Consider the following 26,895-nt stretch of genomic DNA (forward strand, 5'->3'; position numbering starts at 1 on the left):
TAATTTCGGACGCGCCCCGGTGGTGTAGCCCGGCCAATCATGCGGGACTCTCGATCCCGCGACCCGGGTTCAAATCCCGGCCGGGGCACCAGAACCTTTCTCGCGGGCCCGTGGCTCAGCCTGGTCAGAGCGCCCGCCTGATAAGCGGGAGGTCCGGGGTTCGAAGCCCCGCGGGCCCACCACAGAAACTTTGCCTTCGCAAAGTTTCATCAAAGTTTGTAGCTCTTTCTAAAAGGCAAATTCAATGTGATTTTCTCATTGACGGGGCCACTTGAATGTGAGAACTCTTAAAGTGCTCCCTTGGGGCAGTTTAACTCTAAAAATCGACGCCCTGAGGGCGTCAAAGAATGATAAACTTTTTTCAGGAGTCCAGATTTAACGTGTTCTCCTCTGAAAATGGGCACTTATAGTGTAAAATCCCCGTATACAGCTTTTTTTCTTAGGGGAGCTACAAACTTTTGGTCAAGCTTTTGGAAAAAGCTTCCTCTAAAATTCTCGAAGTAGCCCGGTCCCATAACCCTGTTTTTCTTAAAACTATCGGGGAACCAGCGCCCCACACTCCAAAATTATCTGTGTGACATTAAGGGTAAGCTTTAACGTACGGGACGATAGTCCCGTTGAGTTTGATCAAAGTTCATGGTCCCGTCTAGCAGGCCCTCTCCCGTTTTCCCGCCCGATGATTATCCCACCAACTATCATCGCCAGCCCCAGAACGGTAGCTGGGACTATCCTCTCCCCGACGACTATAGAGATGAAGAGGAGGCTCAGAAAGGGAACGAGGTATGCTAAATTAGAGGCGAAGGCCATGTCACCCTCTACTGCCCGGTACCAGAGGAGGAAAGTGACGCCCATCTCAAAGAGGCCGACATAAATAGCACCGGCAAGACCCTCAAGGGGAGGAACGACGAATTCGCCCGAAAATAAGAGGAGACCGGAGACGCAGGCGAACCCGAAGAGGAAGTTCCAGAACATCTTCTCTACGAGCGGCCTTTCGTCCCTGAGGTTGAGGAGCCAGTAAGAGGCCCATATCACTGCACTTCCGAGGCCAAGGATCACACCGAGGGGGTCGGAGAAGTTCAAACCAGTCAGGTTTCCCTTGGTGGCCACGACTATAGCTCCGAGGAAGCCTATGAAAAGGCCCAGCACTGTTCTCATCCTTGGTTTTCTCCCGAGAAGGGGGATTGAGAGGAGGACGAGCATGAGGGGCCACGTGTAGTTTAAAGCCTGCGCTTCCTGGGCCGGAAGGCGGTCGTAGGCCGAGAAGAGAACAGTGTAGTAGAGGAAGGGGTTTATCAGGCCAAGGTAGGCCGAGCGGAGGTTCTCTTTTCTGGGGGAGAACTCGCGAGAGTACAGAACCCCGAACAGGATGAGTGAAGTCAGGGAAGCGTAGAATAGAAGCTGGAATGGGGTTAAATATCTAAGCGAGACCTTGAAGGCAGAGGCAACCGTTGACCAGAGGAGTACCGCACCAACGGCGTGCTTCTTGGACATGGAGACTGAAGGGAGCCGCGGCTTAAAAACCAATTGTTTGAGTCCCCAAATAAAATTTGGTTATGCCCCCGTTACCAAGTAACGCCCCCATTACCTCGGGAATTGAGTTATAGAGAGAAAGAAAAAGGGGAACTCACTCCTCCCTGAAGGCGCCGTACTTCTTGGGGTCATAGAAGGGCGGCGCAACGGTAACGGCCTTCTTGGACTTGCCCCTTATCTCGACCTCTATCTCGACGCCCGGCTTGGCGTATTCCGGCTTAACGAAGGCTATTCCGATACCTATGCCGAGGAGCGGTGAGAGGGTTCCGCTGGTAACCTCACCGATGAGCTCACCGTTGGCATAGACCTTGTAGCCCTCCCTCGGGATGCCCTTGTCAACCATCTTGAAGTGCACCATCTTGCTGGGCAGTCCGCGCTCCCTCTGCTTCAGCAAAGCTTCCTTGCCTATGAACTCCTTGTCCCAGAAGAGGGCGAAGTCGAGGTTGGCCTGGAGCGGTGTCACCTCGTCGATGTCCGTGCTGAGGAGCTGCTTCTCCTTGGTCTCGTTGCCGTAGAGGGTGTAGCCGGCCTCAAGCCTGAGGGTGTCTCTAGCCCCAAGTCCGGCCGGCTTTATGCCGTACTTTTCGCCGGCCTCAAGGATGGTCTCCCAGACGTGGAGGGCCTTCTCAGGCTTTCCGCGCTTGCTCTCATCCGGGTGGTAGGGGTTGGCATCCTCAAAGTAAACCTCCCAGCCGTTCTCGCCGGTATAGCCGCTCCTTGAGAGGAGCATCTTTATGCCGTCGAGCTCGACCTCCTTGGCCTGGAACCACCAGAGGTCGTTGATGTCGATTCCAAAGAGCTCCTTGGCTAAATCTCTAGCCTTCGGTCCCTGGATTGAGAACATCGCCATGTCGTAGGTCTTGTTCTCTATCTCAAGGTCGAGGTCGCCGAACTTCTCTATTCCGCCTTTGATGGCGTTGAACCAGGCCTCGAGCTTCTCAAATGCATCGCTGTCGCAGACCATCATGTAGGTGTCGTTACCCATGTTGAAGACGAGGGTCTCGTCCTTTACGGCACCCCTCTCGTTGAGAACTAGTGTGTAGGTTCCGCTTATCGCGGGCGGCTTGCTTATGTCGTTGGTTGTTACATACTGGAGGAACTCAAGGGCGTCCTTACCGCGGAAGATGAACTCTCCCATGTGGGAGACGTCGAAGATTCCGACGCCGTTCCTAACCGCTAAATGCTCCTCCTTTATGCTGGAGTACCATATGGGCATCTCCCAGCCGGCGAACTCCTCAACCTTCTTAGCGTGCTCCTTATGCCAGTCGAATATGTGAACCCTCTTAACCATTGACATCACCGATAAAACTCCGGCCTGAGCGTTATAATCCTTTCCAATTCATGGGCAACTATAATAAACACTGGAGTACAAACTAATACTGGGGTGATCACATGTTTGGAAAGATCCTATACCCTACCGACTTTTCCGACGTCTCACTTCATGCACTAAGGAACTGCATATCCGACGTGCTGCGTCTGGGGGTCAGAGAGCTTCACCTCGTTCACGTGATAGACATCACAGCCCTCGACTTTGAGGCGTTCTCGGTTCAAGAGATATACCGGGAAAAGATCTCCGAGCTCGCAGAGGAGCTGAGGAAGAGCGCTGGAGGGGAAGTTGAGATAGTAACGGACGTTCCGATAGGGATACCCTCAGTGGAGATAGCGGAGTACGCGAACAGGGAAAACGTCGATCTCATCATCATTCCAAGCGCCGGGGAAAACATCTGGAGGAGAATGTTCATGGGGAGCACGGCATCCAACCTGGCCAGAACCTCAAAGAAGCCGGTCCTCATCCTCAAGTACAAGGAGAAGGGAGATGGAAAGTTTGAGCCTGCCTTTGGCCCCTGCGGGGAGATATTCAAAAGGCCCGTTATCGCCCTGGACTTCTCGAAGTGCTCCCTTCGGATCGTTCGGGAGATCAAGAAATTTGAAGAGGCCGTAGAAAGCGGGCTTCTCATTCACTCCGTCGACTACGGGAAGATAGATGAGCTCGAGCACAACATAGAGCTGGCCAAAGAAAACCTCAGAAAAACATCAAAGGCCTTCTCGAAGCCCCTGGAGATAGAGGTAACAGTAGGCACCGCTAGCCAGGCGATAATCGGAATGGCCCTTGCAAAGAAGGCCACGCTCATCGTCATGGGCAAGAAGGGAAGGAGCTTCATCAAAGACCTCCTCCTTGGGAGCACCGCCGAAAGGGTCATGAGGGACGCGAAAATGCCGGTGCTTTTAATCCCATGTGAGTGAGCTCAGACTGGAACGGCTTCCACATCAACTTCGGTAGCTACCCTGTTGCCATCATCGCTCAAGAACCGTACTCTTCCAATTTTATAAAGCTACTCCCTCGTGCTCTCCCCCCTCATGACGGCACTCGCGATCATGTGTGCCAATCGGAGAGGCTCGGGGATCAGCCCGGTTCTTGTGGTAACCCGGACTATCTCCGCGGCAGTTCTCTCGTCGATCCCAACCGCCTGAAGGTAAAGTCTGTCAGGAATGATCTCAACAAGGGGCGGGGCACTTCTGAGGAGGCGCATCCTACCCTCCGCGTCGGGAAAGTGCTTCCTAAGCGCCCTCTCCATTGCCGCCAGATCCGGCTTCTTCCTAACGACGACGACCACGGGGAGCCCGGTTTCCTCATGAAGCCTCTCAAGATCGACGACGTTGAAGCCGCCGTAGGTTATTCCCTTGAGCATTAACACGCGAAGATCCTTAAAACGGGAAGAGACCACTGCATCCACCATCGCATCTGTAACATCGGTTCCATCGACGGTTATCCAGCGCGAGAGAACCCCGACTACCTCCTGAGAACCCTTCATGAGGACGCCTATGAGGATCGTCTTTTCACGGCCGAGCTTGGAGGAAAAAGAAAACGTGCCGTCATCAAAGCCGAGGACGCGGATCTGAGGTTTGACCTTCCGGATCATTCGAAGAGCACCTTCCCCATCCATTCCGAGTACTCCCTGTTGAGTTTGTCAAGGTCTATCCTCGCTATCACTGGCACCTCGTAGGGGTGGAGCTCCTTTATGGCCTCCCTGAGTTCCTTCCACTTGCTCACCTCAGTCTTGAGGATGGCGCCCACCTCTTTGCCCTCCTCGATCTTTCCTTCCCACCAGTACATTGCCTCGTGTTCACGCATGTTGGCGCAGACTATTAGCTTTCTCTGAAGAAGCTCCCTAACTATCCTCCTCGCGCTCTCCCAGTCGGGAAACGTTGTATAGACGAACACCGCCTCCATGCTCCCACCATCCAAGGATCGATGGATAAGCTTAAATCGGTTGCGGGAGTAATAACAGGGGGATGAGAGATGGAGAGGATAAGGGCCCACCTTAAAATCTACGGCCGCGTTCAGGGGGTTGGCTTCAGATGGAGCATGCAGAGAGAGGCAAGAAAGCTGGGGGTAAGCGGATGGGTTCGGAATCTGCCGGACGGAACCGTTGAAGCTGTGGTAGAAGGGGACGAGGAGAGGGTGGAAGCCCTAATAGGGTGGGCGCACCAGGGGCCGTCTTCGGCCAGGGTAACGAGGGTGGAGATAAAGTGGGAGGAACCGGAGGGGCTTGAGGGCTTCAGAGTCGTTGGCTGAGGCGCTCGATGAGAACCCTCTTGGGGCAGTACTCTACCTCACAGTACTCGCACACGTACTTCTTTTTGTCCTTCTCCGGTGTGCGTATTATCAGCTTTCTAAAGCCCTCCGCTTCCTTGATCCTCACGAAGGCCTCAACCGGTAGCGTGCCGTCTATGACGATGTAGAGCTTGCTGGGCTCATCCCGGAGGTTCCTGCTGAAGACTTCCATGACGGGAACGCTGTGCTCGTGGAGGAGCTGGAGAACCCTGTGGAAGCCCTTCAGGTAGGAATCCTTGTCGAGCTCTATCTCCAGCACTTCCCAGCCCATCAGGGGGGCGACGTCTATGAGGCTTGGAAGGGGATTCAGCCTCTCGAAGATGAGCTTGAGTGGATAGGTTTTCTCTATGTACTCGATTGTGTGATAGATTATCTTCCTGTTGACCCCTATGACCCGCGCAAGCTCGCTGATTGGCACCTCCACATCACGGAGGTATATCTTGCCGTTTTTAACCGAGAGACCGTTCTCAAAGAGAAACTCAGCCACCTTCCTCCTGGCCGGGTAATTTTTGAAGTACTCCTCAAGGATCAGCATCATTTTTGTCCACCTCTTACTCAAAGATGGGTAGAAATGGATATTTAAGCTTTTCCCCGAAAGTGTTTTATCCGGTTTCCACAACATCACCCAGGTGTACCTCGGAATGCTCGACCCGTTCGGCAGGAAGGCCCGGGAAACAATAAGCGAGTTCGGTGGAATCGAGGACTTCCTCCTTAAAATCCCCGAGTACATTGATATTGAGGAAGCCCTCCAGAGGGTCAGCTGGAAAGATGAACCCCCGGAAGACGTCTTAAATATGGAGGACTGGAAAGACCTCATGACGTTCTATGCCCTCCTTGGAGCACTCTCGATTTCCCCCTACGGATTTGAGATGGAGCTGGTAAGGGACAGAAACGTCGAGATCTACCTAAGACGGATCAGGGATAGCCAGAGCCTCGAGGAGCTCTCCCTCAACGTAAAGCGGGTGGATGAAAAGGAGATCCCTGAGAGGGACAGACTGATCCTGGAAAAGCTCGGGCACATGGAACTGGGGGATGAGGAGAGGGAGAAGTTAAGGATAGCGTACAAGATGTGGCTCAGACACTTTCTCCCCCTCTGGGACGGCAACTTGAAGGGGATCTACATAAAGAACAGCTGGGCGTACCTGCGGAGAGACGACGTCCTGAGCCTCTGGAGAAAGGCTTTCGAGAGGAACATCGAGAGGGCCGTGAACCTCCTCTACGACCTGAGGGACGATTTACCGGGTTTCTACTCGGAGCTCCACGAACGGCTGAGCGAACTGGCGAGGGAGCAGTTCAAGGAGAGGATAGAGGCGATTGGGTCCGTGGGTGCCGAGCCGCTCCGCTTTGACCTGTTCCCTCCCTGTGTTAGAAGGGCCCTGTCCGGCGTTGGAAGCGGGCTGAGAAACTACGCGATAACCGTGCTCTTAACGAGCTTCCTGAGCTACGCTAGGATCTGTCCAAACCCACCGAGAAGAAACGTTAGGATAAAGGATTGCGTGAAGGATCTAAGCGTCATCGAGAGGGAGATTCTTCCGCTAATAATAGAGGCCGGGAACCGCTGCTCACCGCCTCTGTTCGAAGACCAGCCGAACGAGATAAAGAACATCTGGTACCACCTAGGCTTCGGCTTCACTGAAAAGCCGAGCATAGAGGACAGCGGGAACACTACATGGTACTTCCCCCCGAACTGCGATAAGATACGGGCCAACGCACCGGAGCTTTGCAGGCCAGATCGGTTCTGCAGGGGGATAAAGAACCCGCTGACGTACTACCTCAAGAGGCTCTATATCGAGCGCAGGAAAGGCGAGGGAAAGAAAGAAGGAAAAGGTGAGGAAAATGAGTGAACTCTTCAGGGAGGCGAGGCCAGAGGAACGGCGGGAGTACTACCGGAGGGAATGGAGCGCCAAAAGGCTCCCGGATTTCATCCTCGAAACCCTTGAGAACAGGGAGTTTGGCTTTGACCACACCGGTGAGGGACCGAGCGACAGGAAGAACGAGTTCCACGACATCAGAGATCTTGAGGACTACGTAAAGGCCACCGCCCCCTACGCCATCTTCTCAAGCGTCGCCCTCTACGAGAACCCCCGGGAGATGAGCGGATGGCTGGGAGCCGAGCTGGTCTTCGACATAGACGCAAAGGACCTGCCCCTGAGGCGCTGTCAGGGAGAACATCCCAGCGGGCAGGTGTGCCCCATCTGCCTTGAGGACGCGAAGGAGCTCGCGCGCGATACCCTGATCGTTTTAAAGGAGGACTTCGGCTTTGAAGACGTCCATGTGGTATATTCGGGAAGGGGGTATCACATCAGGGTTCTAGACGACTGGGCCCTCGACCTGGACGCAAAGGCGAGGGAAAAAATCCTCTCCTACGTAAGCGCCGCTGAGGAGGTAACATTCGACGACCTCAGGGAGAGAAAGGTGATGCTCTCATCCGGCTACTTCCGGGTTTTCAGACTCCGCTTTGGGTACTTCATAAAGAGGGCAAGCCCCAACCACCTCCTCAACATCGGCCTCAAAAAGGGTCAGGCCGAGAGGATAATCGAAAAAAAGGAGGAGATATACGAGGGCTTCGTCAGAAACGCCCTCCTCACAGCTTTTCCCCAGGGCGTAGGATATAAAACACTGATCAAGCTGTTTGCCCTCTCCAGTACTTTCTCGAAGGCGTACTTCGACGGCAAAGTTACGATAGACGTGAAGAGGATCCTTAGGGTTCCATCGAGCCTCCATTCCAAAGTTGGACTGGTGACCACGTACATAGGTCCGGACGAGCGGAAACTGAAGCGCTTCAACCCGTTTGAGGACGCGGTTCCAGAGTTCAGGCACAGGGAAGTGAAGGAAGCCTACCAGCTGTGGCTAGAAGAGCACGGGGATGAAACATGAACGGTCGAGCTAAAATAGCGGTTTCCATGCTCATATGGGGTAGTGTAGGAATTTTTGGAAGATTTTCAGGCCTGTCAGGTCTGGGAGTGGCCTTCGCAAGAGTTTCCCTTGGAGCCCTCGTCCTCGTCGGGATAATAGAAATCTTAGAGAGAAACAAACTCCCTGATCTCCTCACACTCTTCAGAAGGCGGTGGAAATCCCTCCTGGCCCTTGGAGCGGCTTTAGGCCTTAACTGGGCGTTTCTCTTCACAGCCTTCAACTACACGACCATAGCTAATGCCGTCCTCGTGTATTACACGGCCCCAGTTATAGCGACACTAATTTCGTGGCGCTTCCTTGGTGAGGAGATGAACGCGAAGAGGTGGGGGCTGATCGGCCTAGCCTTCCTCGGGCTGGTACTCATAATGAGCGGCCAGGAGGTAAATCTGGGCAATAGGGACTTTACCGGAATAGTTCTGGCTCTCATCGCGGCCTTCTTCTACGCCCTCATTCCGAACTTCGGCAGATCCCTAAGGGACGTCGATGGGAAGGTTTTAACCCTCCTCCAGCTGGCTATAGCTTCCATCGTCCTCGCACCGTTCGTGGCCGTTCAGAATACGGGAAATCCAGTCTGGTGGGCGATTCTCGTCCTCGTGCTGGTTCACACGGTCCTGGCGTTGTTCCTCTACATGGACGGGCTAAAAGAGGTTGAGGTGAACGAGGCAGCTTTGCTGAGCTACCTAGACCCAATGAGCGCCGTCGTCTATGCTTTTTTAGTCTTTGGCGAGGTTCCGGGGATTAGAACCGTCTTGGGCGGGGGACTCATACTTCTCGCTTCTGCGCTCGATGTTGTGAATAGGGCGAGGGGGCCGTAGCCCGCCTTCTGTATCAAGGGGGCATTCGACTGAGCGGCCTACCACGGGGCTCACACCGGGAACTCATCGCCCCTTCCTCGGCCTTGCACCCCGCGGGACGGCCGTTTCACCGCATCCCCCGGGATCGTCTGCGGGTTAGCTCGGGCGCCGTCGCCGGGCCCTTCGCCGCTTTCATCCACATCCCCCGGAGGCCGTGTCGTTTCTGCGCCGTTGCCCCGCCTCTCGGCGGGTGCCTTGCGGCACCGCGGCCCCGGTGCGGTGGGCGGAACTTCCTCGGGAGCACCCCGAGGGCCCCCGACCCCCTCGCCTGACGGAAGTTAGAAGAAGAGGGATAAAAAGGTTTGGTCACTTCTTTTTCTTCCTCGTCTTTGCAACGGGCCTTCTCCTGAACTTCCTTGGGAGCTCGCGGTTCTCAATGAACTTCGGGAGCTTTGGCCTCTTGAACCTGCCGAGTGGAGAGCGGCGTTTGGGCTTCGGCTTCGTTCTGGGCTTTCTAGCCCGCTCCCACGGGCTTACATAGCCCTCCTCTCCACGGGAACCGAGGAAGAGGCCAGCCAGTATAACAGCGATGATAAAGATCAGACCTGCTACAAGGACAGCCTTTTCGTCATTCCCACCCCCTCCTCCTTCAACCGCTTCCCCGCTAGTATTCACGGGAGAAGACGAAGGCGATGGCTGTGCGGCGGGAGGTACAAACAGAGAACCCGAACGCCTGTCGAACTCAGTTCCATCCTCACCGAGCAGGAGGAAGGTATAGCTTACTGTGGTATTCCTGGGAACTTTGAACTCGAATTCTTTCTCTTCTTCGCCCGGATCAACAACAATAGATTCAGAGTCAGAGTACAAAATGGCGTTCCCCCCGCTCATGTTGTAGTAGAGGCGGAGGTCGAAGGGCAGGGAATTTGGATTCACTATCGAGACGTTCACCTGGAGCGTGTCCCCCCTGGGTGAGGCAGAGATCTTCTCAAAGTACGGGTACTCAAGAACGGTGTACTCTGCTGTGGAGCTAGCGAGGACCCTTCGGCCGTAGGAGATGCTAGCCTTCAGGGTGATCTCACCGGAAACGTTCGTTGGAAGGTTCAGCTCAAAAACGTTGGTGCCCGGCTTAATAAGCAGGGGGTTTTTGTAGCTCCAGATTTCGGAGCCCTCTTTCAGAGCCGAGACGGAGAGATTGAGATCAATGCTCCTCTCAGAGATTATGGTGGCATATCCTTTGAGGGGCTTCCCCTTGATAACGGAGTCGTGGGCAATGGAGACGTTCATGTAGTCAATCCCAGTGGAGAGGCCTATAACCTTCCAAAAGCCCTCGGAGCCCCTTAGGGATTCTACCGTGAGGCTGAGGTTGTATTTCCCAGAAGGCCAGTCCCATCCAAAGGGCACCCTGAACTCCACATCCCCTGGTCCCGGGGGCATAACAAGGTTCGTGGAGTTTTGGAAGACAGCTGCACCACTCTCAAGTGAGGTGAGGTTTAATGAAACCAAGACGCCTTCCGGGTGTCTTCCTATGTTCTTCACATGGGCGATGACCAAAAGGGTCTCCCCGTTGAATGGATTGAGCCCCGACTTCGGCCTCTCAAGAACGCGAAGTTCAACGGACTTGAGAACCACAGGGTTGAGGCTCACCCTCACGGGAACCTCAAGGGACAGGGTGTGGATAGACCCATCCTCAGCCATGGCCCTGAAGTTCAGAATCAGTGTGTAGATCCCGGGAGAAACCTCGGGAGAGAGGGAAACGTTGAACGGTATCTCCTGGACCTCCCCGGCCTTCCAGTCCTTGAAGATCGTGTAAGCGGGCGTGAAGTTCAGGGATCCCACCGGAAGCCCCCCTGTCGAGTAGCCGGTGTAAACCACCGCGGTGAAGTTTAAACCTGCGAGGTTCAGCGCACTTATGGTGTCCGACGTTTCCTCCCCAGGAAGCAATATGAGGACGTCACTGGTTTTAAGTCCCGGGGACTGGGAAGCAGAAGAGACGTGGGGAATGAGAAGAACCGAAACGATGATTACGGAAAGAATTACAGCCTTCTTCATACGTAGCACCACCGGGTTGTTCTGAATCATGATAATAAGAGGCCCACAACTTAAAAATATTTCGAGAGGCCCCTGAGAAGTATAAACAAGCTAGAGAGAGGAATAAATCAAAAACACGCCGACCAGCATCAGTAGAATCGATCCAAAAAGCCCAAGGCGGTATATCCAGTTAGAGCGAAACTGGGGATAGACAATAGCGTGAACGATTAAAAGCATCAACCCGTAGAGTGCCGAAAACACCCCCAGTGCGAGGGTGATGCTTATCCTTAGAACGAAGAGGAGCCCCAGAACGGCCCCCACAAACACCGAGATATGGGGAATCGTGAAAGTGTAGTAATCCCGAAGGATTCTCGTTTTCTCGTCCATTCCCATCACTCCGATATGAAAGCGTAAGTTGTGGCAGTGGGGAGGATCCTCCGTATCCTTGGAAGGAGGTATCGGGGGTACCTCCCCTCTTCCCTCTCGTTAAGGGGGTCGAACTGCTCAAAAATTTTGTCCACAACCTTGACCGCGAGCCTGCCCCGAACCCTAAAGTACCCCCTGTCAACAGTGCTTATCTCCAGAACTATGGGTAACCTCAGCCTGTCCGCCTCCCCTGGATCGAGAAGCGAAGCAAGATATTGGAGCTCCGACCTTTTAAAATAGTGCCTGCTACCGTCCCTCAGCAAGACACTCGGATCGTCCATACCCAGAAGCTCAGAAAGGCTGACCCTCTCCCTCGGGAGGTGGAGGTTTATCCTGAAGATCTCCCTCTTCAATACATCCTCAGCGGTCGGCATGGGCGCACTTCTCATTCATCCCTGAAAAACCTTGGTTGACATGTTTATGACTATTTTATCATTTTAAAAAAGAACTTTAAACATTTTTAAATTAAAGAGCGATGGGAGGATGACCTGTTGACGATCCGACAAAAAATCAAACAAAAGCGTTAAATAACAGTTATCGTTCATAAAAAAGCGTTATTTACTGATCAATAGTTCATTAAGGTGATGAAAAAATGAACGACATTAAAACAGTCGGGACTTCCCTCAACGGAAGCAGCGAGAAGCCCAGGTTCCTGCAGCTGGTTTTTGTCGATATCAACGGTGCCTCAAAGGGCATGGAGATCCCAATGGAGAGGTACGAGGAGGCCATAAACGAAGGGATAGCATTCGACGGCTCCTCCATACCCGGGTTCCAGGGAATAGAGGACAGCGACCTCGTGTTTAAGGCAGACCCCTCAACCTATGCAGAAGTGCCGTGGGAGGGAATAGGGAGGGTTTACGGCTACGTATACAAAGGCGGAAAACCCTACGGGGCGGATCCCAGGGGAGTCCTCAGGGAGGTGTTAGAGGATCTCGAGAAGAGGGGGTTCAAAGCATACATCGGTCCAGAACCAGAGTTCTATCTCTTCAAGAAGAACGGCACCTGGAAGTTCGATATTCCTGACGGCGGCGGTTACTTCGACCTCGTAACCCTCGACAAAGCTAGGAACGTCAGAAGGGAGATAGCGCTCTACATGCCTTCCTTCGGCCTGATTCCAGAGGTTCTCCACCATGAAGTAGGAAGGAGTCAGCACGAGATAGACTTCCGATACGATGAGGCCCTGAGAACGGCGGACAACGTAGTGAGCTTTAAGTACATTGTTAAGGCAGTGGCGGAGATGAACGGTCTCCACGCCACGTTCATGCCCAAACCTATCCACGACTTCCCCGGCAATGGAATGCACCTTCACATAAGCCTGTGGGGGGAAGGGGAAAACGTTTTCATCGGCGAAGAAGGGCTCAGCGAGACGGCCCTCCACTTCGTAGGGGGAATCCTTAAGCATGCGAAGGCCCTTGCCGCGGTCACGAACCCAACGGTCAACAGCTACAAGCGTCTGGTTCCCGGCTATGAAGCCCCGGTCTACGTGAGCTGGGGATATCGGAACAGGAGTACTTTGATCCGCGTTCCAACGTTCTGGGGCAATGCTGCCAGGATAGAATACCGCTGTCCGGACCCCAGTGCAAACCCGTACCTGGCATTTGCGGCGGTTCTCACCGCGGGACTCGACGGGATAAGGAAAAAGATCGAACCGTCGGCTTACGTTGAGGAGAACGTTTATGAAATGGGCGAAGCGGAGAGGACCGAGCTCGGTATAGAGACCCTCCCTTCGAATCTCGGAGAGGCCCTCGAAGAATTGAAGAGGGACAGAGTCATCAGGGATGCCCTCAGCGGGATATACAGGAACTTCATTGAGTACAAGGAGAGGGAATGGGAGAACTACGTCGAGTTCCTCAGCTCTCGGGAACTGCCACTGGAGACGAAGGAAGTAACCGAGTGGGAGCTGGAGAGGTATTTCTACATTTGACCCTTCATTTTCTCCTGCGGGATGCGTAGAGGTCAGCCAGAGGGCGGGAGTGGCCCCACGTCTAATGGGCCTCCTCAAGGACGGCCCCTTCCGGCTCTTCTTTCCCGCCTATGTGGACGAGGATGGAGCCCCCGATTATCATGGCGGCACCGACGAGCTGTTTTGGTGTCAGCCTCTCCCCAAAGAGGAGAAAAGCCAGGAGTATTGCCACGACAGGCTCTATTGTTGCTATTATACTCGCCCTGCTAACCTCAACCTCTTTGAGGGCGTGGTTGTAGAGAATGTATCCAAAGAACGTCGGAAACAGGGCCAGTGCAAACAAGTAAGGAACTGCACCAAAGGGAACCTTGAAGTCGGTGAAGGGCACCAGGAAAAACAGGCCGAACAGAAGGGTGTAGAACAGCGCTTTCTCAGGTTCTTCCTTCCTCACCGCGAACTTGGCCAGCACCCCGTATAGGGCATAGGTGAATCCGGTGAGGAGGCCGAAGATAAGGGCTCTGGTAGAGAAACCGTTTCCAGCGCCGTTGACGAGCACAACTCCAACCATCACGAGGAGGAGGGCAAAAAGCTTCTCTGAAGTGAGTTCCTCTCCAAATATCAATCTCCCCAGGATTATAGAGTACACCGGCGCGGTGTAGAGGAGGAGAACAGCAAAGGAAACGGAGGATATCGTGACCGTGTAGAAGTAGAGGGTATAGAAGAGGAATATGCTGAAGAAGCCGTAGAGGGCGTAGAACTTGAGCCTGGAGCGGTCAATTGAAAAGCCGATGCCCCTAACGCTGAGATACGCCGCCAGAAGGATTATGGCAAACAGAACCCTGTAGAAGACCATCGTGAAGGTACTCAGTCCAAAGCCGTTGAGGTACTTGGCGAATATGCCGAGGGTCCCCCACATGCTCGCGGCCAGAAAAACGAAGAGGTAACCGCGCCTCATTGGCTCACCTCTTTCGGGAGGATCTTATGTCACCTATCATACGGATGTAGCCCTGAACGGCCAAGACCAGGCCAACTATGAAGAACAGGAACGCGAGGAGGGAGAGGTACGCAAGCGGGTAATCTGTAGCCCTAACCGTGTAGTCGTAGCTGACGTTCCCAGATAAAACCTCAACACTGGGGCGAAGGGAGGGGGTCACGTTAACCAGGCCGGTAACCGAGTAGGTGACGTTGTTAACTGAGACGCTGGCGTTAGTCGAGTTCAGAAGGAGAACCCTTTTGTAGGTGTAGTAGGCTCTCTCAAAGTGATCGTCACCAATAACGTGGAGTCCGGGGCCCAGATGGCCGCTCTCATGGTAATTCTTCTCGATCCCGTACATGCTCGCCAGGGAGAGAACGAGCGCAAGGACCAGAAGGAGAAAGCCCACCTTTATCAGGGCGTACTTAAAAGCCAACCTTAGGGGTTCGAGAACCATTTCCACCACCAAAATAAAAGTTGAGAAAGGTCAGAACTTGCCGACCAGGTGGCACTCCGCGAAGTGGTTGTGCTCGTATTCTATCAGCTTGGGGTGCTCCACGTCGCAGAGACCCTTCTGGGCGTAGATGCACCTCGGGTGGAAGCGGCATCCGGGCGGCACGTTGGCGGCGCTAGGAACCTCACCCTTGATCGGAAGCTCCTTGATGACGTTCCTCCTCTCGGGCTTCGGCTCTGGAACTGCAGCGAGCAGGGCCCTGGTGTACGGGTGGAGCGGGTTGTCAATGACGCGCTTTGCCGGTCCCATCTCAACGATCCTTCCGAGGTACATGACAGCCATCCAGTCCGCGAAGTACCTTGCCGTGGACATGTCGTGGGTGATGTAGAGGTAGGTGACGCCCATCTTCTCCTTGAGCTCCTTCATGAGCTCGAGAACCTCTGCACGGATCGACACGTCGAGCATCGAAACCGGCTCGTCGGCGACGATGAACGTAGGATTGAGGATCAGCGCACGGGCGATGGCAACACGCTGCCTCTGACCACCTGAGAGCATGTGCGGGAACCTTCCGACGTAGTCCTCTGGCGGCGTTATCTTGACCATCTCAAGGGCCTTGTAGATGAGCTCCTCGCGCTCCGCCCTGGTCTCACCGATGCCGTGTATGAGGAGCGGCTCCTCGAGGATGTCGAATATCCTGAACCTCGGGTTCATTGAACTGAATGGATCCTGGAATATTATCTGGACCTTCCTCCTGTAGGCCAGGACGTCCTCCTTGGACCTTATGTCGGTGACGTCCTGCCCCTCGAGGTATATCCTGCCGTCTGTCGGCTCCAGGAGCTTGACTATTAGCTTTCCAGTTGTGGACTTACCACAGCCGCTCTCACCCACGAGGGCAAAGACCTGCTGTTTCTCAATCTCAAAGTTTATGCCATCGACGGCCTTGACGTACCTCTGCGGAGCACCCTTGAGAGTGTCCATGAACGTCCTCTTAATGGGGAAGTACTTCTTAAGGTTCTCAACTTTAAGTACCGGCTCGGCCATTTCTCACACCTCACAGCAACCAGCATGCGGCGTAGTGGTCCTTATCAATCTCCTTCAGCTCGGGGATCTGCTCCCTGCAGACGTCCATGGCGTAGGGGCACCTCGGGTGGAAGCGGCATCCGCTCGGCGGGTGGATGAGGTTGGGCGGCTGTCCGGGGATGAACTCGAGTTTGTCAACGTCTTCGTGAAGCCTCGGAATGGAAGCCAGGAGCTTCTGGGTGTACGGGTGGGCCGGCTCGTAGTAGATCTTCTCACTGTCGCCAATCTCGACTATCTTTCCGGCGTACATGATGGCAACGCGGTCGCTGATCTCGGCGAGGATGCTGAGGTCGTGGGTGATGAAGATCATCGAGAGGCCCAGATCCTTCTTGAGCTTCTTCAGGAGGTTTATGATCTGAGCCTGAACGACGACGTCGAGGGCAGTGGTTGGCTCATCCGCTATAACGACGTCCGGCTCAAGAAGGAGCGCCGAAGCTATGACGACACGCTGCTTCATACCACCCGAGAGCTCGTGGGGATAGCGGTAGACGATGTCCGGATCGAGACCGACGAGCTCGAGGTACTTCTGAGCCCTGTCGATAGCCTCGTCCTTGCTCATGTCGGTGTGGAGCAACAGCGGCTCTATCATCTGATAGCCAACTGTGTAAACTGGGTTAAGGGCGTTCATGGCACCCTGGAAGATCATGGCTATCTTCTGCCAGCGTATCTCCCTTCTCAGTACGTCCTCGGGGAGGCCAACTATCTCCCTTCCATCGATCTTAATGCTGCCGTCGACTATCTTTCCCGGAGGGGTCGGCATGCCCAAAAGGGTGAAGCCGAGGGAGGACTTGCCGCATCCGCTCTCGCCGGCAAGTCCAAGGACCTCACCCTTCTTGAGGTTGAAGGTCAGGTCGTCAACGGCCCTAACGACACCCTTACTCGTGAAGTAATACATTTTGAGGTTCCTAACTTCAAGGACGTTCCTTGCCATTCAAACCACCTCACAGCCTCCTGAGCCTCGGGTTGAGTATCCTATCCAGGGCCGTACCTATGAGGACGAACGTAAGTCCGACGACCGCAATTCCAAGTCCAGGTGGAAGAACCCACCACCAGTATCCCTTAGTGGCCGCGGACTGCACCTCTGCATCGTGGAGTATCTGGCCCCATGTAACTGAGGTCGGATCACCGAGACCGAGGAAGCTCAGGGAAGCTTCACTGATAACCGCGATTGGAACGTTGAGGGCTATAACTGCGAAAGCGTACGGGAGGAGCTGCGGGAGCATGTGCTTGAATATGATCCTTCCCGTTCCGGCACCAAGGGCCCTTGCAGCCTCAACGTAGGTCTGCTCCTTGATCTGAAGGGCCATACTCCTCGATATCCTCGCTATTCCCATCCATCCGAAGACGACGAGCAGGAGGACTATCATGCTGAGGGGAATGTGTCCCATGGTGGCTCCTATGAGGATCAGGATCGGGAGCGAGGGAATTGAGCTGAAGAGCTCGTTTATACGCATGAGCACTTCATCCGCGTTTCCTCCAAGGTAGGCGCTGGTAACACCGTAGACTATTCCTATGATAGTGCTGAGGAGCGAGACCGTGATACCGATAACGAGGGAGACCCTGCTTCCCCAGATGATGGCCGCCCAGAGATCCCTGCCCTGATAGTCGGTACCCATGCTTCCATAGACGCGGCCGAGGAAGGTTACGTGCAGGTTGTCAACTTTCACGTCAGTTCTGAATGGTTTGGTGATAGTAACCTTTAGAGTGTAGGTACCGTGAAGGGTCTGCGGGTTGCTGATTATCTCATCCACGAGCCCAGTGGCGTTCTTGGAGCTGTATGCGCTGGGATCCACAACGGCGAAGAGGGGCCTGACCATATCCCTGATGAGGACGACCTCAACCGGAACGTCATCGGGGCTGATGGTCTTGCCGGTGACCTCCTTGTAGAGCCAGATGTAGGTGGCCTTCTTGATGTTTCCGTCCCTTCCTATGGCTATTGACATACCCGAGCTGAGAGGCTTTTTCTCCACGAGGGGCACGGTCCTCCCATCCGGCCTCTCAAGGTAAACGCTTATTTTGGGCTGGAACGGTGATCCAGGTGGGACTGTAACGTTGAAGCCCTTGATCAGTATACCCTTCGGCCCGTAGTAGTAATCATCGGAGAGGTTGTACTGGACCTCTATCGTCATGCTCCTCTTCTGGTTGTCAACGTGGACGTTGGGGGAATCAACAGTGTAAACCTGCTGGGGCACGAGATCCTTACTCGTGAACATGTTGTACCAGGTTGGCGGAACGGTCTGGGGGTAGGCCTCCCAGTACTGGGGGTCCCTCCACTTGTCCGGGAAGTTGGGCTCGGTTATTATCGGGGCGGCGGCCGCCACGACCACGAGCAGGATAAGCAATATCAGACCCAGCATTCCAGTCTTCTCTCGTTTGAACTCGTTAGCGAACTCTGATAGGCTCTCCTTAAAGTCAACCCATCTCATTCCTTACCACCTCACATCTTGGCTGAGGCACCGACCTTGACACGCGGGTCGAGGAATCCGTAGATCATGTCCGCAAGCACGACGCCGCTGAGGTACAGAACCACCGAGAAGTAGGTAAGACCTATGACGATGTTGGTCTCACCCTGGTTGAGCGCCATCCAGTAGAGCATTCCCATTCCCGGGTAGCTGAAGACCTGCTCGCTGATTATTGCTCCACCAAGGGATCCGAGGAGGGAGAATATGACCATTGTCACTATCGGGGGAGCTGCTGCACGGAGGGCGTGGCCGTAGATGACCTTCCTCTCGGGGAGACCCTTGGCCCTGGCGGCCATGATGAAGTCCTCCTGGAGGGTTCCTATCATGATGTTCCTAGTAGTCCATGCCCATCCACCGAAGGCCACGAATACGAACGTCAACACGGGGAGGGCGAGCTTGTGTATCTTATCAAGTATCGTGTCAGTTGGGAGGAAGTTGGACTGAAGCGGGAACCAGCCGAGCTTGTAGGCGAATATGAGGATGAACATCATTCCTGTCCACCATGTTGGAAGACTGTACGTCAGGAGGGCGAATATTGAGAGGCTTCTGTCAAAGACGCTTCCAGGCATGTTAGCGGCCCTGACTCCAAGGTAGATACCAAGGATCATTGTGATGATCGTTGCCGTGGTGAACAGCACTATGCTCCTCGGGAGGTACATGAAAACTATGTCGCGGACGTTGTTCGTTCCACCAATTGAAACGGTGCTCTGTCCAAAATCCCACATCAAGGATCGTTTGGTTTTTTCAATGACCTGTCCCCAGAAGGATTTGTCCAGGTTGTACTTCTTTCTGAGGTTCTGCTCTTCTATAGCACGCTGCCTCCAGTATTCTTCCTCACCAAGAGACTGTTTTATCTTTTTACCTTCCGTCTGATCCCAAGATCTAAGCTCCTCAAACAGTTTGGACTTGTTGTCCTCCCTAGCGACTTTAACGAAGAGGGCGGACATAATAAGGGTGGCGATCACCAGAACCAAAAGCGCGTTGAGGATTCTAAACACGAGGTACTTGCCGTATCCCATCTAGGTCACCTCCAAGTTTCTCGGAGTTCCTGAGCGATCTTTTTCGGCTTTGTAAAACTGCCTTTAAATACCTTACTGAACAGAAATGAGCATAGCAATCAAACATGTACATCAAAAACGTGCTCGATATCTGGATAAACGCAACGAACAAAAGAAAGAAGGGAAGGGATCACTTCCTCCTCCTGAGGAGGAGCGGTATTATTGCCAGGCCGACGAGAGCGGCCGGACCGCAGATTCCTCCACCACCCTGCTTGCTGGTAGTGGTGGTCTTGCTCGGTGATGAGCTGGTGGGCTTGCTGGTTGTGGTCGGCTTGCTGGTTGTCGTGGGCTTGCTGGTAGTAGTCTGCTGGCTGGTAGTGGTGGTTGGCTTGCTGGTTGTGGTCGTGGTCTCTTCGGAGGAGGTGGTCGTGGTGGTCTCGGCCGGACCAACGAGCTCGCCGACGAACTTGAGGAACTCCCTCACCGTAACGGTGTTCCTGTGGCCGTGGTCAACACCCATACCGTTCGGGGTGTATCCGTACCAGTTGGTGTAGAAGAACGCCATGTAACCGTCAACCCACTGGGTCGGGAGACCGCTGGTACCCCAGCCGCCGGTGTAGAGGTTCCACTTGTAGTTGGCCGGGTCCTCAGCAAAGACGACGCTACCGGTCTTCTTCCTGTCCCACAGGTACTTCTCGACCTTGAAGCCGACCTTGGTCTCAAGGAGCCTGGCTATGTAGAGACCGATCTCCTTCCTCTCGTCCTCGGTACGGATGAGGAACTTGATGGAAACCGGCTTTCCGTCGAAGTACCAGTAACCGTCGCTTCTCTTCTCAAGGGTGTGGCCGTACTTGGCGACCTGCTCCTTGGCCTTCTCCATGCCCTGCTCGATGAGGTAGAGGGCATAGTCCTCGTTGCCGCTGGTGGTCATTCCAAGGGTGTCGTAAACGATCTGGAAGTACTTGTTGGCCGGGTGGCTGGGCCTGATGCAGCCGAGCATTGGGGCACCGCTACCCTGGTAGATGTTCTGGACGATGTAGTCCCTGCTGATGAGCCAGTTCATAGCGTACCTGACCTCCCTGATGGCGAACGGGTTGAAGTAAACGCTGTCACCAACGGTGACTATCGGGGCATCCTTGTCCGGGTCGTGCCAGTCGTTGATGGTCAGCTCGTTGTAGGAGCTGGCGCTCTTGAAGAGCTTGAGGTTGTTGAGGACGTCCTCACCAAGGCCCTGGAACTTGCCGGCCGGGAACGCGTAGGAGAGGATGTCGTAGTCGCCCTTGGCAACTGAGAGAATGGCGGTATCCTGACCCTGGACACCCACGTACTCGATCTCGTCAGGCACACCGTCGATCGGAAGCCCGCTGTCGGTGCCGAGGACGTGCCTCTCGCCGGTGAACTTCTTGAGCTTGAGGTAGAGGGCGTTCGGGTCATACTTAACGAGCATGTAAGGACCGTTGCTTATAAAGAGGTGGTTGTACTGGTTGAAGAAGTTGATGTCAGCCTGGAACCTGTCCTTGGCGGCGCTCCAGTCGATTCCCGGGAAGTTGTCCTTGGCGTTGCCGTTCATTATCTCCTGCATGATCTTGACGACGTCAGCGGCGTGCTCCTTGGTGATGAGGTCGAGCCAGAGGATTCCCTCGCCAGAGCTGCTGAAGGAGTAGGTCTTGTCGATGCCGTACTTCTTAGCGTTGGCGACGAGCTCGCCCATGGCCCAGTAGAGCTCCCACGGAACGCTCGGGTACATGCTGTAGTAAGCAGCGATCTGATCGTCCGCAAGCGGGTGGGTGTACTTACCGTAGACGGTGAAGCCGTCGTCAGTGAACTCGTAACCGAGGATGTTCTTGAGGTAGGCACCAGTTGAGGAGAGGCCAGAGTCGTAGTACGGGTCGTTCGGGTAGTCCTCGTATGCCCAGGTGTAGTAGAAGGCGATGTAGTTCTTTATGTCGTTGATGTCGCCCTTAACGCCGTTGTGCCACTCGCCGATGTCGCAGTGGAAGGTAACCTTGGCCTTATAGTCCTCGCCTGCGTGGGCGGCTATCCATCCCTGGGTCTGGTTGTAGATGACGGCATCATCTGGAACCTTACCAGGGGTCTTGTCGATTTCCCAGGTGCACCTGTATGGGGAGTAGATACCGTCGAAGTTGGTGGCTCCACCGTAGTCAGTTATGAGGGTGGAGACCCTAACGCTGTAAACGTCGGTGAGGCCGCCGACCGGGTTGAACGGGCTCATGAACATGGCACCGGTTGAGGCGAACTGGGCGATTTTGAGCTTTCCGTCAGGGGTCTTGGCGGTCATTGGGCTCCAGCGGGTTGCAAGACCAACGTTCGGGTCGGCAACGATGTCCTGGATCCTGTTCTTGTTGGCCGGGAAGAAGGTCCAGGTCTCGACGATGAAGACGCGCGGGCTCTCGAAGATACCGAGACCCATATTGATCTTCGCGAGATCCCAGAACTGGTCTGGGTTGGTAACCTCAATGGTCTTGTTGTGGAACTCGGCGGTGAAGTATGCAGTCAGCTCCGTGGAGTTGTCAAGGGTCATGTCGAGGATGTCTCCAAGATCCTCGGCCGTCTTGTAGTACTTCGTTTCAAACGCCTGAAGGGCTGCATTGATGTATGCATTCTCATCCTCTGCAGCCGCTGGCTGGACAAAGAAAACACTAAACACCATCAAACCTATTATAAACAAACTGAAAACTTTCCTGCTCATATTTCACTGCCTCCTTTCAGTTTTGGCACGTCTGCCTTCTATAGGCTATGGCAGCATTAGTTTATACATCCGATCCCTTTTAAGGATTACGATACTCAGGAGGTTATCCCCGTTAGGGATAAAGCTCTGTGGCGTCGATCAACGAAAAGGAGGAAGATCTTAGTCGAAATCCAAAAGCTTTTTTAAAGACAACCCCCAAACGTCTTGCGGGCTCTCATGCACGAGCTTGTGATCGCGGGAAAATTCGTAACTGAAGAGGGCATCTTTAGAGGGAGCGTTGGAATCGACGATGGAAAGATTCGGGCTATCTCCACAGGCCTTCTAAGGGGAGAGGAAGTTCTGAACCTTGGGGAGGACCTTATCCTTCCAGGATTAATAGACGTCCACGTCCACCTCAGAGATTTTGAAGAGAAGCACAAGGAAACAATCGAAAGCGGGACGAAAGCGGCAATACACGGGGGCATAACCACAGTTTTTGATATGCCAAACACGAGACCGCCGATAATGGACCTGAAAACCTTTGAGAGAAGGGAGCACACTTTCAGGGGACGAGCTTATTCCGACTACGCAATGGGTTTTCTGGTCTCCAACAACTGTGAAGACGCCAAGATGAGCGGTGCTGACTTCTTCAAGGTGTTCATGGGCGCGTCCACTGGGGGGATTTATTCTAAGGACTTCGAGAGTGACTACTCCTGTGCGCCGGGTGTTGTGAGCGTCCATGCCGAAGATGCGAGGACAATTCAAAAAAGGCCGGAGAGGCCGCCAGAGGCAGAGATAAAGGCAGTGGAGCGAGTACTGCTGGCGGCAGAGAAGCTGAGAAAGCCCCTTAACATCTGCCATGTATCAACCGGAGGGGCGATAAAAGCTGTTACACGCTCAAACCTGCCATGGGTCAGCTTTGAGGTGACTCCCCATCACCTATTCCTCAGCAGGGGGGATTATGAGAGGAACGGGCTCCTGAAGGTTTATCCCCCTCTCAGAGGGGAAGATGACATAAGGACGCTGTGGGAGAACTTCCGCAGAATACCCATAATAGCGAGCGACCATGCCCCACACACCATCGAAGACAAGAAAGAAGGAGCCGCGGGGATCCCGGGTCTGGAGACAGAAGTGGCCCTTCTTCTTGATGGGGTAAACAGGGGCCTGTTGAGCATAACAGACATAGTGAAAAAGATGCACCTCAACCCAATTAGGGTATTTGGGATAAGGAACAAAGGGTTCAGGCTCGGCGCAGATGCAGACTTCACGGTAGTCGATCTAAAGAGGGAGTGGATCGTGAAGCCCGAGGAGTTCTACACAAAGGCGAAATGGAGCCCATGGGAAGGGAAGAGGCTCAGGGGGAAGGCCGTAATGACCCTGCTTCGTGGTGAAGTCGTCATGGAAGAGGATGAGATAACTGGAAAGCCACGGGGGGTTAGGATAGATGTACGCTAAGGTGCTCATCAATGAGGTATTTGAAGCGGCAGATAGCGTCAGAGTCTTCAAGTTTGATAGAGGATTCCAGTTCGAGCCGGGACAGTTCGTTATGGTGTGGCTACCAGGAGCAGGAGAGAAGCCGTTCAGCTTGGCAGATCGGGATACCCTCATCGTCAAAAAGGTGGGGCCGTTCACTTCCAGACTCTTCGAACTGAAGGAGGGGGACTCCCTCTGGGTACGGGGCCCTTACGGGAAGGGTTTTGAACCGGTTGGAGAAAGGGTAGCTCTCGTCGCAGGGGGGATAGGGATCCCACCTATATACGCCCTGGCAAAGCTCTGGGGAGACAGATTCAAAGAAAAGATACTTCTCTATGGGGCAAGAACTTCCGATGAACTAGCCCTCCTTGACATAGAGAACTACGTCGATGAGATAGTCATTTTCACCGACGACGGATCCACTGGCAGAAGGGGTTATCCAACGGACGGTCTTAGGGAAATAAAAGGTGAAGTCGAACAGGTCTATGCCTGCGGACCGGAGCCCATGCTGAAAGCCGTCCTTGAAGTAATGAACTACGAGAGGGTGCAGGTGTCTATGGAGAGGTATATGAAGTGCGGCATCGGTGTGTGCGGGAGCTGTAACCTCGGGAAGTACCTGGTGTGCAGGGACGGTCCAGTCTTCAGGGGGGAGCTCCTCAGGGGAGTTATATAAACCAAAGACTTAAATCAAAAAGCACCGTAGGCTTAAATTAGGGATGGTCATGGGTAGGGAGGAGATAATACTCGATAAGGATGGCATTCGGCGGGATTTAATGGCATGGAACATTAAAGAAGTCGTGAATCTCGCGGGAACTTACGACAAAGCGTTCCAAATTCTTCTAGATCTGCTCCACGATAAAAATCCAATGGTGAGAACCAACGCCCTGCAGGTGATCAAAGAGCTACTCAAGGCAAATTCGCTAAATCCAGAGAGAATCTCCCTCGTCGTCGATGACCTGGTGGAGCTGGCCAGGGATAAAAACGAGAGAGTGTCCCTAAAGGCCCTGGAAGTCCTGAACCTCCTCCTTGAGACGGGTGGGATAAGCGAAGAGGATTACGACAAGATAACGGACGCACTCGTTGAGATAATCAAGAGGGGAGCACCCATACTCAGCGAATACGCCTCAGAGGGCCTAGGAAAAGCGGGTGCAAAGGTAGTGAGGATAGCCAAGAAGCTTATAGGGTGGCTCTTCTCCCTCATCCGCTCCTCAGAGGATAGACAAGTTCAGAGCGCTGCGATAACGGCCCTGACAGAGATGGCATACAGAACGGAGGATTCAAAGGTGTTCAATGAAATATTTGACAAGATGGTAGATCTGGTAGATCACGTTGACCCGTACATTCAGGAGAGGGCGCTCCTCTCGATAGACAGAATGCTCTCAAGGCCGGAGATGCTGACGAAGAGGAACAAGATAAAAGCAGTAAAAAAGATAAGTAAGATAAAAAACAGCGTCCGATTGGCCTCCAAGGCCAGCCTTCTGCTGGAGAAGCTCGAGAAAGTAAGCGGTGAAGAAGAGGAGACCCTAACTCCCGAGGAAGTCAAGAAGAAGCTTGAGATAAGCGAGTACGGGCCTGAGGACGTTGAAAAACTGCTCGATGCAGGAAAGACGGATATAGTGGCGGAACTTGCAAAAATCGATCCCATAGTCATGTCAATGATAATAGACATGCTGAACTCCGACGATCCAACAAGGCGAATGGATGCACTTTGGGTCCTCTCGAAGACTGCATCCCAGCTCACCCCCACCGACGCATACTCGGTGCTTCCTGTTCTGGGGGAGTTCCTGAAGAGCAGGAACCCCTGGGCCAGGAGCACCGCCGCTGAAACCCTCGCCGAAATATACTCCCTCTACCCAGGAACGGCCCAGTTCTTCACCTCCCTCCTCGACGTTCTCCTGAAGTCGAACAGGGAACCTGACATAGAGGGGGCCCTTGAGCTGATCCAGGCACTTCAGAAGCGTATGCCAACGCCGGAGTTCCAAATGGCTATAGTAAACATTTTAGAGGGCCTCCTACGGAGGAAGGAATCGCGTGCTACGACACTCCGCTTCATGGCACGGGAAGCACAGAGCTTGATAGACCTGGACTACGAGACCCTGGTACGGCTGGAAAACGTGCTGAAGGAGATCTACGGGGAGGAGGGAGGGAAGTACGACAACATAATAGCATCACTCATAGACCTGATCGATGACCTCATCCGGATGAAGGGAGGAGAAACGGAAAGCGACTAAGACTCTTCCGCGAGCTTCAGAATTGCCTCTGCAAGGTCTCCCTTTGCCTCCTCCAGGGCCTTCTTCGCCGCTTCATAGTCAACTCCTGCCTGCTCCATGACGAGCTTTATATCCTCCTCTGGTATCTCTAGAACCTCACGGACTTCCTCGCTTCCGGGAACTATCTGATAGCTTTTTTCGCCGTGAGCCGTGATGACCGTTATCGCGGGATCCCTGAGAACTATCTCCTTTCCTCGCATTCTGATAACTACCTCCTCAACGCCCTCAAGCTCCTCCATCTTGATGCCCATCTGCTTCATGAGCTTCCTCATCTGCCTTGGGTTCATCCCCATCATAACTATCACCTGGAAGAAATTGGAGGAGGATTTTAAAAAGGTTGGTAGATTGCGTTGCCCGGCATTTAACGGGCCTTTTCGAACAGTTTAAATAGATGAATGTCACATTATACCCCAAGCGAGGGACGGGGGGTCTAGAGTGAAGGCCCAGATCTTCAGGGAGCCATTATCACCTGGGTCAATAGTGAGCATAATCTACGACGGCTACTCATCGGCGTGGATGATGGGATTCGCAATACTCAAGAGGGAGATCCAGGAGGGAGGTTTCGCGGTCATATCCAACTACAACCTCCCAATTCCGGGACTCTGCAGATCGGCAAGACAGGTCGGGTTGGAGATAGAGAAGGAGCTCAGCGAGGACAATCTAGCCATAATAGACGTCTTTGGATCAAAGTACAGCGCCAGATACGATAAGAAAAACGTGTTCTACGTGGACAACGTTTCCCCCGAAACAATAAACCCAAAGATAGACCTGATATACCGGGATCACATAATGCCACTCATAAAGAACAGAAAAACCGTGAGGCTCATAAACACTCTTGACGGGGCCGCTTTGATGTTTGGAGAGATGGAAACCCTAAAGCTACTGAACCAGACCATAGCCGGCCGCTCAAAGGACGTACCGGACTCGGTTCTAATACTCCCGATAAACAGGGACGTTGTCTCAGCTAAATTTACTGGATGGATCGCGGGAATAAGCGACTACGTCATAATATCCTCGACCCAGATGGGGGAGGATATAGAGGAGAAGATCTACCTCGTGAAATCCCCAGAGGAAGGCTTCACCTCCGCGGTCTACCGCCTCTGGATAACGGAGGAGAAGAGCCCCGAGAGGATAAAGGTAAAGAGAATAGGGGGAAGCAGAAAAGCCAGCTCCGGCTCCTCCTTCCGATGACTTCTCAATCAGAGGGATGATAGGATTGGCCCCTCTGGCAGTTCTCCCCCAAGACCCCTTCGAAATGGAGAGGAGATATGCAGAGCGGAATG

Annotated in this window: 26 protein-coding genes, 2 tRNA genes and 1 other RNA gene; 12 read left to right on the top strand and 17 right to left on the bottom strand. The window is 53.8% G+C overall.

Going from position 1 to position 26,895, the window contains the following annotated elements; translation table 11 throughout:
• Positions 1-13 precede the first annotated feature (13 nt).
• Together A3L09_RS10345 and A3L09_RS10350 are read left to right on the top strand one after the other, a co-directional pair.
• A tRNA-Glu gene (locus A3L09_RS10345) sits at positions 14-91 on the top strand.
• A gap of 13 nt (positions 92-104) precedes the next feature.
• Positions 105-182, top strand: a tRNA-Ile gene (locus A3L09_RS10350).
• Between the two features lie 445 nt (positions 183-627).
• Here A3L09_RS10350 and A3L09_RS10355 read toward each other — a convergent pair.
• Positions 628-1,491: a DMT family transporter gene (locus A3L09_RS10355; protein ID WP_088858881.1), complete on the bottom strand. Its 864-nt coding sequence runs from the start codon at positions 1,489-1,491 to the stop codon at positions 628-630.
• Between the two features lie 133 nt (positions 1,492-1,624).
• Positions 1,625-2,821, bottom strand: coding sequence for a glycine cleavage system aminomethyltransferase GcvT (gene gcvT, locus A3L09_RS10360; protein WP_088858882.1), 1,197 nt, complete (start codon positions 2,819-2,821; stop codon positions 1,625-1,627).
• Between the two features lie 101 nt (positions 2,822-2,922).
• On the opposite strand from gcvT, the gene A3L09_RS10365 reads away from it, so the two are divergent.
• A complete protein-coding gene (locus tag A3L09_RS10365; protein WP_088858883.1) occupies positions 2,923-3,774 on the top strand; it encodes a universal stress protein in 852 nt (283 codons plus the stop codon).
• An 89-nt stretch (positions 3,775-3,863) separates the two neighbouring features.
• Here A3L09_RS10365 and A3L09_RS10370 read toward each other — a convergent pair whose 3' ends face one another.
• Together A3L09_RS10370 and cutA are read right to left on the bottom strand one after the other, a co-directional pair.
• Positions 3,864-4,451 carry an endonuclease dU gene (locus A3L09_RS10370; protein ID WP_088858884.1) on the bottom strand — a complete coding sequence of 196 codons (588 nt, stop codon included), beginning with the start codon at positions 4,449-4,451 and terminating at the stop codon, positions 3,864-3,866.
• Positions 4,448-4,762, bottom strand: coding sequence for a divalent-cation tolerance protein CutA (gene cutA / locus A3L09_RS10375; RefSeq protein ID WP_088858885.1), 315 nt, complete (start codon positions 4,760-4,762; stop codon positions 4,448-4,450). The genes A3L09_RS10370 and cutA overlap by 4 nt, the downstream gene beginning before the upstream one ends.
• Before the next feature lie 69 nt (positions 4,763-4,831).
• Between cutA and A3L09_RS10380 the strand changes: the two genes are divergently transcribed.
• Entirely contained in the window at positions 4,832-5,107 is a 276-nt protein-coding gene (locus tag A3L09_RS10380; RefSeq protein ID WP_088858886.1) for an acylphosphatase, read from the top strand.
• Here A3L09_RS10380 and A3L09_RS10385 read toward each other — a convergent pair.
• Positions 5,091-5,684 carry a regulator of amino acid metabolism, contains ACT domain protein gene (locus A3L09_RS10385; protein WP_088858887.1) on the bottom strand — a complete coding sequence of 198 codons (594 nt, stop codon included), beginning with the start codon at positions 5,682-5,684 and terminating at the stop codon, positions 5,091-5,093. The two genes, A3L09_RS10380 and A3L09_RS10385, sit on opposite strands and share 17 nt — an antisense overlap.
• Before the next feature lie 103 nt (positions 5,685-5,787).
• Here A3L09_RS10385 and priL point away from each other — a divergent pair, with 103 nt between their 5' ends.
• The 3 genes from priL to A3L09_RS10400 are packed head-to-tail and all read left to right on the top strand — an operon-like array spanning position 5,788 to position 8,877.
• Complete coding sequence (gene priL, locus A3L09_RS10390) at positions 5,788-6,990, top strand: DNA primase large subunit PriL (RefSeq protein WP_088858888.1); 1,203 nt, start codon at positions 5,788-5,790, stop codon at positions 6,988-6,990.
• Positions 6,983-8,023 carry a DNA primase catalytic subunit PriS gene (gene priS, locus A3L09_RS10395; protein ID WP_088858889.1) on the top strand — a complete coding sequence of 347 codons (1,041 nt, stop codon included), beginning with the start codon at positions 6,983-6,985 and terminating at the stop codon, positions 8,021-8,023. Before priL ends, priS begins: the two co-directional genes overlap by 8 nt.
• Complete coding sequence (locus A3L09_RS10400; protein WP_088858890.1) at positions 8,020-8,877, top strand: DMT family transporter; 858 nt, start codon at positions 8,020-8,022, stop codon at positions 8,875-8,877. The genes priS and A3L09_RS10400 overlap by 4 nt, the downstream gene beginning before the upstream one ends.
• On the opposite strand, the gene rnpB is transcribed toward A3L09_RS10400, so the two are convergent.
• The 4 genes from rnpB to A3L09_RS10420 all read right to left on the bottom strand — a co-directional run bounded on the left by rnpB (position 8,863) and on the right by A3L09_RS10420 (position 11,684).
• Positions 8,863-9,184: RNase P RNA component (gene rnpB, locus A3L09_RS10405), an RNA gene on the bottom strand. The genes A3L09_RS10400 and rnpB overlap by 15 nt on opposite strands.
• A 38-nt stretch (positions 9,185-9,222) precedes the next feature.
• Positions 9,223-10,905: a COG1361 family protein gene (locus A3L09_RS10410; RefSeq protein WP_088858891.1), complete on the bottom strand. Its 1,683-nt coding sequence runs from the start codon at positions 10,903-10,905 to the stop codon at positions 9,223-9,225.
• A gap of 90 nt (positions 10,906-10,995) precedes the next feature.
• On the bottom strand, positions 10,996-11,271 hold the full coding sequence (locus tag A3L09_RS10415) for a hypothetical protein (protein WP_088858892.1): 276 nt from the start codon (positions 11,269-11,271) through the stop codon (positions 10,996-10,998).
• A gap of 5 nt (positions 11,272-11,276) precedes the next feature.
• Entirely contained in the window at positions 11,277-11,684 is a 408-nt protein-coding gene (locus A3L09_RS10420) for a DUF61 family protein (protein ID WP_088858893.1), read from the bottom strand.
• A 218-nt stretch (positions 11,685-11,902) separates the two neighbouring features.
• On the opposite strand from A3L09_RS10420, the gene glnA reads away from it, so the two are divergent.
• Positions 11,903-13,234, top strand: a complete 1,332-nt coding sequence (gene glnA / locus A3L09_RS10425) for a type I glutamate--ammonia ligase (protein WP_088858894.1) — start codon at positions 11,903-11,905, stop codon at positions 13,232-13,234.
• A gap of 61 nt (positions 13,235-13,295) precedes the next feature.
• Here the strand turns inward: glnA and A3L09_RS10430 are convergent, their stop codons facing one another.
• The 7 genes from A3L09_RS10430 to A3L09_RS10460 form a co-directional block, all read right to left on the bottom strand.
• Positions 13,296-14,168, bottom strand: a complete 873-nt coding sequence (locus tag A3L09_RS10430; RefSeq protein ID WP_088858895.1) for an EamA family transporter — start codon at positions 14,166-14,168, stop codon at positions 13,296-13,298.
• A 4-nt stretch (positions 14,169-14,172) separates the two neighbouring features.
• The gene (locus A3L09_RS10435) at positions 14,173-14,643 is read right to left on the bottom strand and encodes a hypothetical protein (RefSeq protein ID WP_088858896.1); all 471 of its coding nucleotides are present in this window, start codon (positions 14,641-14,643) and stop codon (positions 14,173-14,175) included.
• A 30-nt stretch (positions 14,644-14,673) separates the two neighbouring features.
• Complete coding sequence (locus A3L09_RS10440; protein ID WP_088858897.1) at positions 14,674-15,681, bottom strand: ABC transporter ATP-binding protein; 1,008 nt, start codon at positions 15,679-15,681, stop codon at positions 14,674-14,676.
• A gap of 10 nt (positions 15,682-15,691) precedes the next feature.
• Positions 15,692-16,651 (bottom strand): ABC transporter ATP-binding protein, encoded by a 960-nt coding sequence (locus tag A3L09_RS10445; protein WP_088858898.1) that lies wholly within the window; start codon positions 16,649-16,651, stop codon positions 15,692-15,694.
• Positions 16,652-16,661: 10 nt separating this feature from the next.
• Positions 16,662-18,146 (bottom strand): ABC transporter permease, encoded by a 1,485-nt coding sequence (locus A3L09_RS10450; protein ID WP_088858899.1) that lies wholly within the window; start codon positions 18,144-18,146, stop codon positions 16,662-16,664.
• An 11-nt stretch (positions 18,147-18,157) separates the two neighbouring features.
• Positions 18,158-19,201: an ABC transporter permease gene (locus A3L09_RS10455; protein WP_088858900.1), complete on the bottom strand. Its 1,044-nt coding sequence runs from the start codon at positions 19,199-19,201 to the stop codon at positions 18,158-18,160.
• Positions 19,202-19,370: 169 nt separating this feature from the next.
• The gene (locus tag A3L09_RS10460; RefSeq protein WP_232473536.1) at positions 19,371-21,851 is read right to left on the bottom strand and encodes an ABC transporter substrate-binding protein; all 2,481 of its coding nucleotides are present in this window, start codon (positions 21,849-21,851) and stop codon (positions 19,371-19,373) included.
• A 255-nt stretch (positions 21,852-22,106) separates the two neighbouring features.
• On the opposite strand from A3L09_RS10460, the gene A3L09_RS10465 reads away from it, so the two are divergent.
• The 3 genes from A3L09_RS10465 to A3L09_RS10475 are packed head-to-tail and all read left to right on the top strand — an operon-like array spanning position 22,107 to position 25,573.
• Complete coding sequence (locus A3L09_RS10465) at positions 22,107-23,324, top strand: dihydroorotase (protein ID WP_088858902.1); 1,218 nt, start codon at positions 22,107-22,109, stop codon at positions 23,322-23,324.
• Complete coding sequence (locus A3L09_RS10470; protein WP_088858903.1) at positions 23,314-24,015, top strand: dihydroorotate dehydrogenase electron transfer subunit; 702 nt, start codon at positions 23,314-23,316, stop codon at positions 24,013-24,015. Before A3L09_RS10465 ends, A3L09_RS10470 begins: the two co-directional genes overlap by 11 nt.
• A 43-nt stretch (positions 24,016-24,058) precedes the next feature.
• Positions 24,059-25,573 carry a HEAT repeat domain-containing protein gene (locus tag A3L09_RS10475; RefSeq protein ID WP_232473537.1) on the top strand — a complete coding sequence of 505 codons (1,515 nt, stop codon included), beginning with the start codon at positions 24,059-24,061 and terminating at the stop codon, positions 25,571-25,573.
• Here A3L09_RS10475 and A3L09_RS10480 read toward each other — a convergent pair.
• Entirely contained in the window at positions 25,570-25,908 is a 339-nt protein-coding gene (locus A3L09_RS10480; protein WP_088858905.1) for a nascent polypeptide-associated complex protein, read from the bottom strand. The genes A3L09_RS10475 and A3L09_RS10480 overlap by 4 nt on opposite strands.
• A gap of 139 nt (positions 25,909-26,047) precedes the next feature.
• Here A3L09_RS10480 and A3L09_RS10485 point away from each other — a divergent pair, with 139 nt between their 5' ends.
• On the top strand, positions 26,048-26,803 hold the full coding sequence (locus A3L09_RS10485; protein WP_088858906.1) for a hypothetical protein: 756 nt from the start codon (positions 26,048-26,050) through the stop codon (positions 26,801-26,803).
• Positions 26,804-26,895: the final 92 nt, after the last annotated feature.

Origin of the sequence: Thermococcus profundus (genome assembly GCF_002214585.1) — an archaeon.
GTDB lineage: Archaea > Methanobacteriota_B > Thermococci > Thermococcales > Thermococcaceae > Thermococcus > Thermococcus profundus.

Coding starts and splice junctions, on each gene's coding strand:
- A3L09_RS10355 (WP_088858881.1), bottom strand. CDS start 1,491: ATGTCCAAGAAGCACGCCGTTGGTGCGGTACTCCTCTGGTCAACGGTT.
- gcvT (WP_088858882.1), bottom strand. CDS start 2,821: ATGGTTAAGAGGGTTCACATATTCGACTGGCATAAGGAGCACGCTAAG.
- A3L09_RS10365 (WP_088858883.1), top strand. CDS start 2,923: ATGTTTGGAAAGATCCTATACCCTACCGACTTTTCCGACGTCTCACTT.
- A3L09_RS10370 (WP_088858884.1), bottom strand. CDS start 4,451: ATGATCCGGAAGGTCAAACCTCAGATCCGCGTCCTCGGCTTTGATGAC.
- cutA (WP_088858885.1), bottom strand. CDS start 4,762: ATGGAGGCGGTGTTCGTCTATACAACGTTTCCCGACTGGGAGAGCGCG.
- A3L09_RS10380 (WP_088858886.1), top strand. CDS start 4,832: ATGGAGAGGATAAGGGCCCACCTTAAAATCTACGGCCGCGTTCAGGGG.
- A3L09_RS10385 (WP_088858887.1), bottom strand. CDS start 5,684: ATGATGCTGATCCTTGAGGAGTACTTCAAAAATTACCCGGCCAGGAGG.
- priL (WP_088858888.1), top strand. CDS start 5,788: ATGCTCGACCCGTTCGGCAGGAAGGCCCGGGAAACAATAAGCGAGTTC.
- priS (WP_088858889.1), top strand. CDS start 6,983: ATGAGTGAACTCTTCAGGGAGGCGAGGCCAGAGGAACGGCGGGAGTAC.
- A3L09_RS10400 (WP_088858890.1), top strand. CDS start 8,020: ATGAACGGTCGAGCTAAAATAGCGGTTTCCATGCTCATATGGGGTAGT.
- A3L09_RS10410 (WP_088858891.1), bottom strand. CDS start 10,905: ATGAAGAAGGCTGTAATTCTTTCCGTAATCATCGTTTCGGTTCTTCTC.
- A3L09_RS10415 (WP_088858892.1), bottom strand. CDS start 11,271: ATGGACGAGAAAACGAGAATCCTTCGGGATTACTACACTTTCACGATT.
- A3L09_RS10420 (WP_088858893.1), bottom strand. CDS start 11,684: ATGCCGACCGCTGAGGATGTATTGAAGAGGGAGATCTTCAGGATAAAC.
- glnA (WP_088858894.1), top strand. CDS start 11,903: ATGAACGACATTAAAACAGTCGGGACTTCCCTCAACGGAAGCAGCGAG.
- A3L09_RS10430 (WP_088858895.1), bottom strand. CDS start 14,168: ATGAGGCGCGGTTACCTCTTCGTTTTTCTGGCCGCGAGCATGTGGGGG.
- A3L09_RS10435 (WP_088858896.1), bottom strand. CDS start 14,643: ATGGTTCTCGAACCCCTAAGGTTGGCTTTTAAGTACGCCCTGATAAAG.
- A3L09_RS10440 (WP_088858897.1), bottom strand. CDS start 15,681: ATGGCCGAGCCGGTACTTAAAGTTGAGAACCTTAAGAAGTACTTCCCC.
- A3L09_RS10445 (WP_088858898.1), bottom strand. CDS start 16,651: ATGGCAAGGAACGTCCTTGAAGTTAGGAACCTCAAAATGTATTACTTC.
- A3L09_RS10450 (WP_088858899.1), bottom strand. CDS start 18,146: ATGAGATGGGTTGACTTTAAGGAGAGCCTATCAGAGTTCGCTAACGAG.
- A3L09_RS10455 (WP_088858900.1), bottom strand. CDS start 19,201: ATGGGATACGGCAAGTACCTCGTGTTTAGAATCCTCAACGCGCTTTTG.
- A3L09_RS10460 (WP_232473536.1), bottom strand. CDS start 21,851: ATGGTGTTTAGTGTTTTCTTTGTCCAGCCAGCGGCTGCAGAGGATGAG.
- A3L09_RS10465 (WP_088858902.1), top strand. CDS start 22,107: ATGCACGAGCTTGTGATCGCGGGAAAATTCGTAACTGAAGAGGGCATC.
- A3L09_RS10470 (WP_088858903.1), top strand. CDS start 23,314: ATGTACGCTAAGGTGCTCATCAATGAGGTATTTGAAGCGGCAGATAGC.
- A3L09_RS10475 (WP_232473537.1), top strand. CDS start 24,059: ATGGTCATGGGTAGGGAGGAGATAATACTCGATAAGGATGGCATTCGG.
- A3L09_RS10480 (WP_088858905.1), bottom strand. CDS start 25,908: ATGATGGGGATGAACCCAAGGCAGATGAGGAAGCTCATGAAGCAGATG.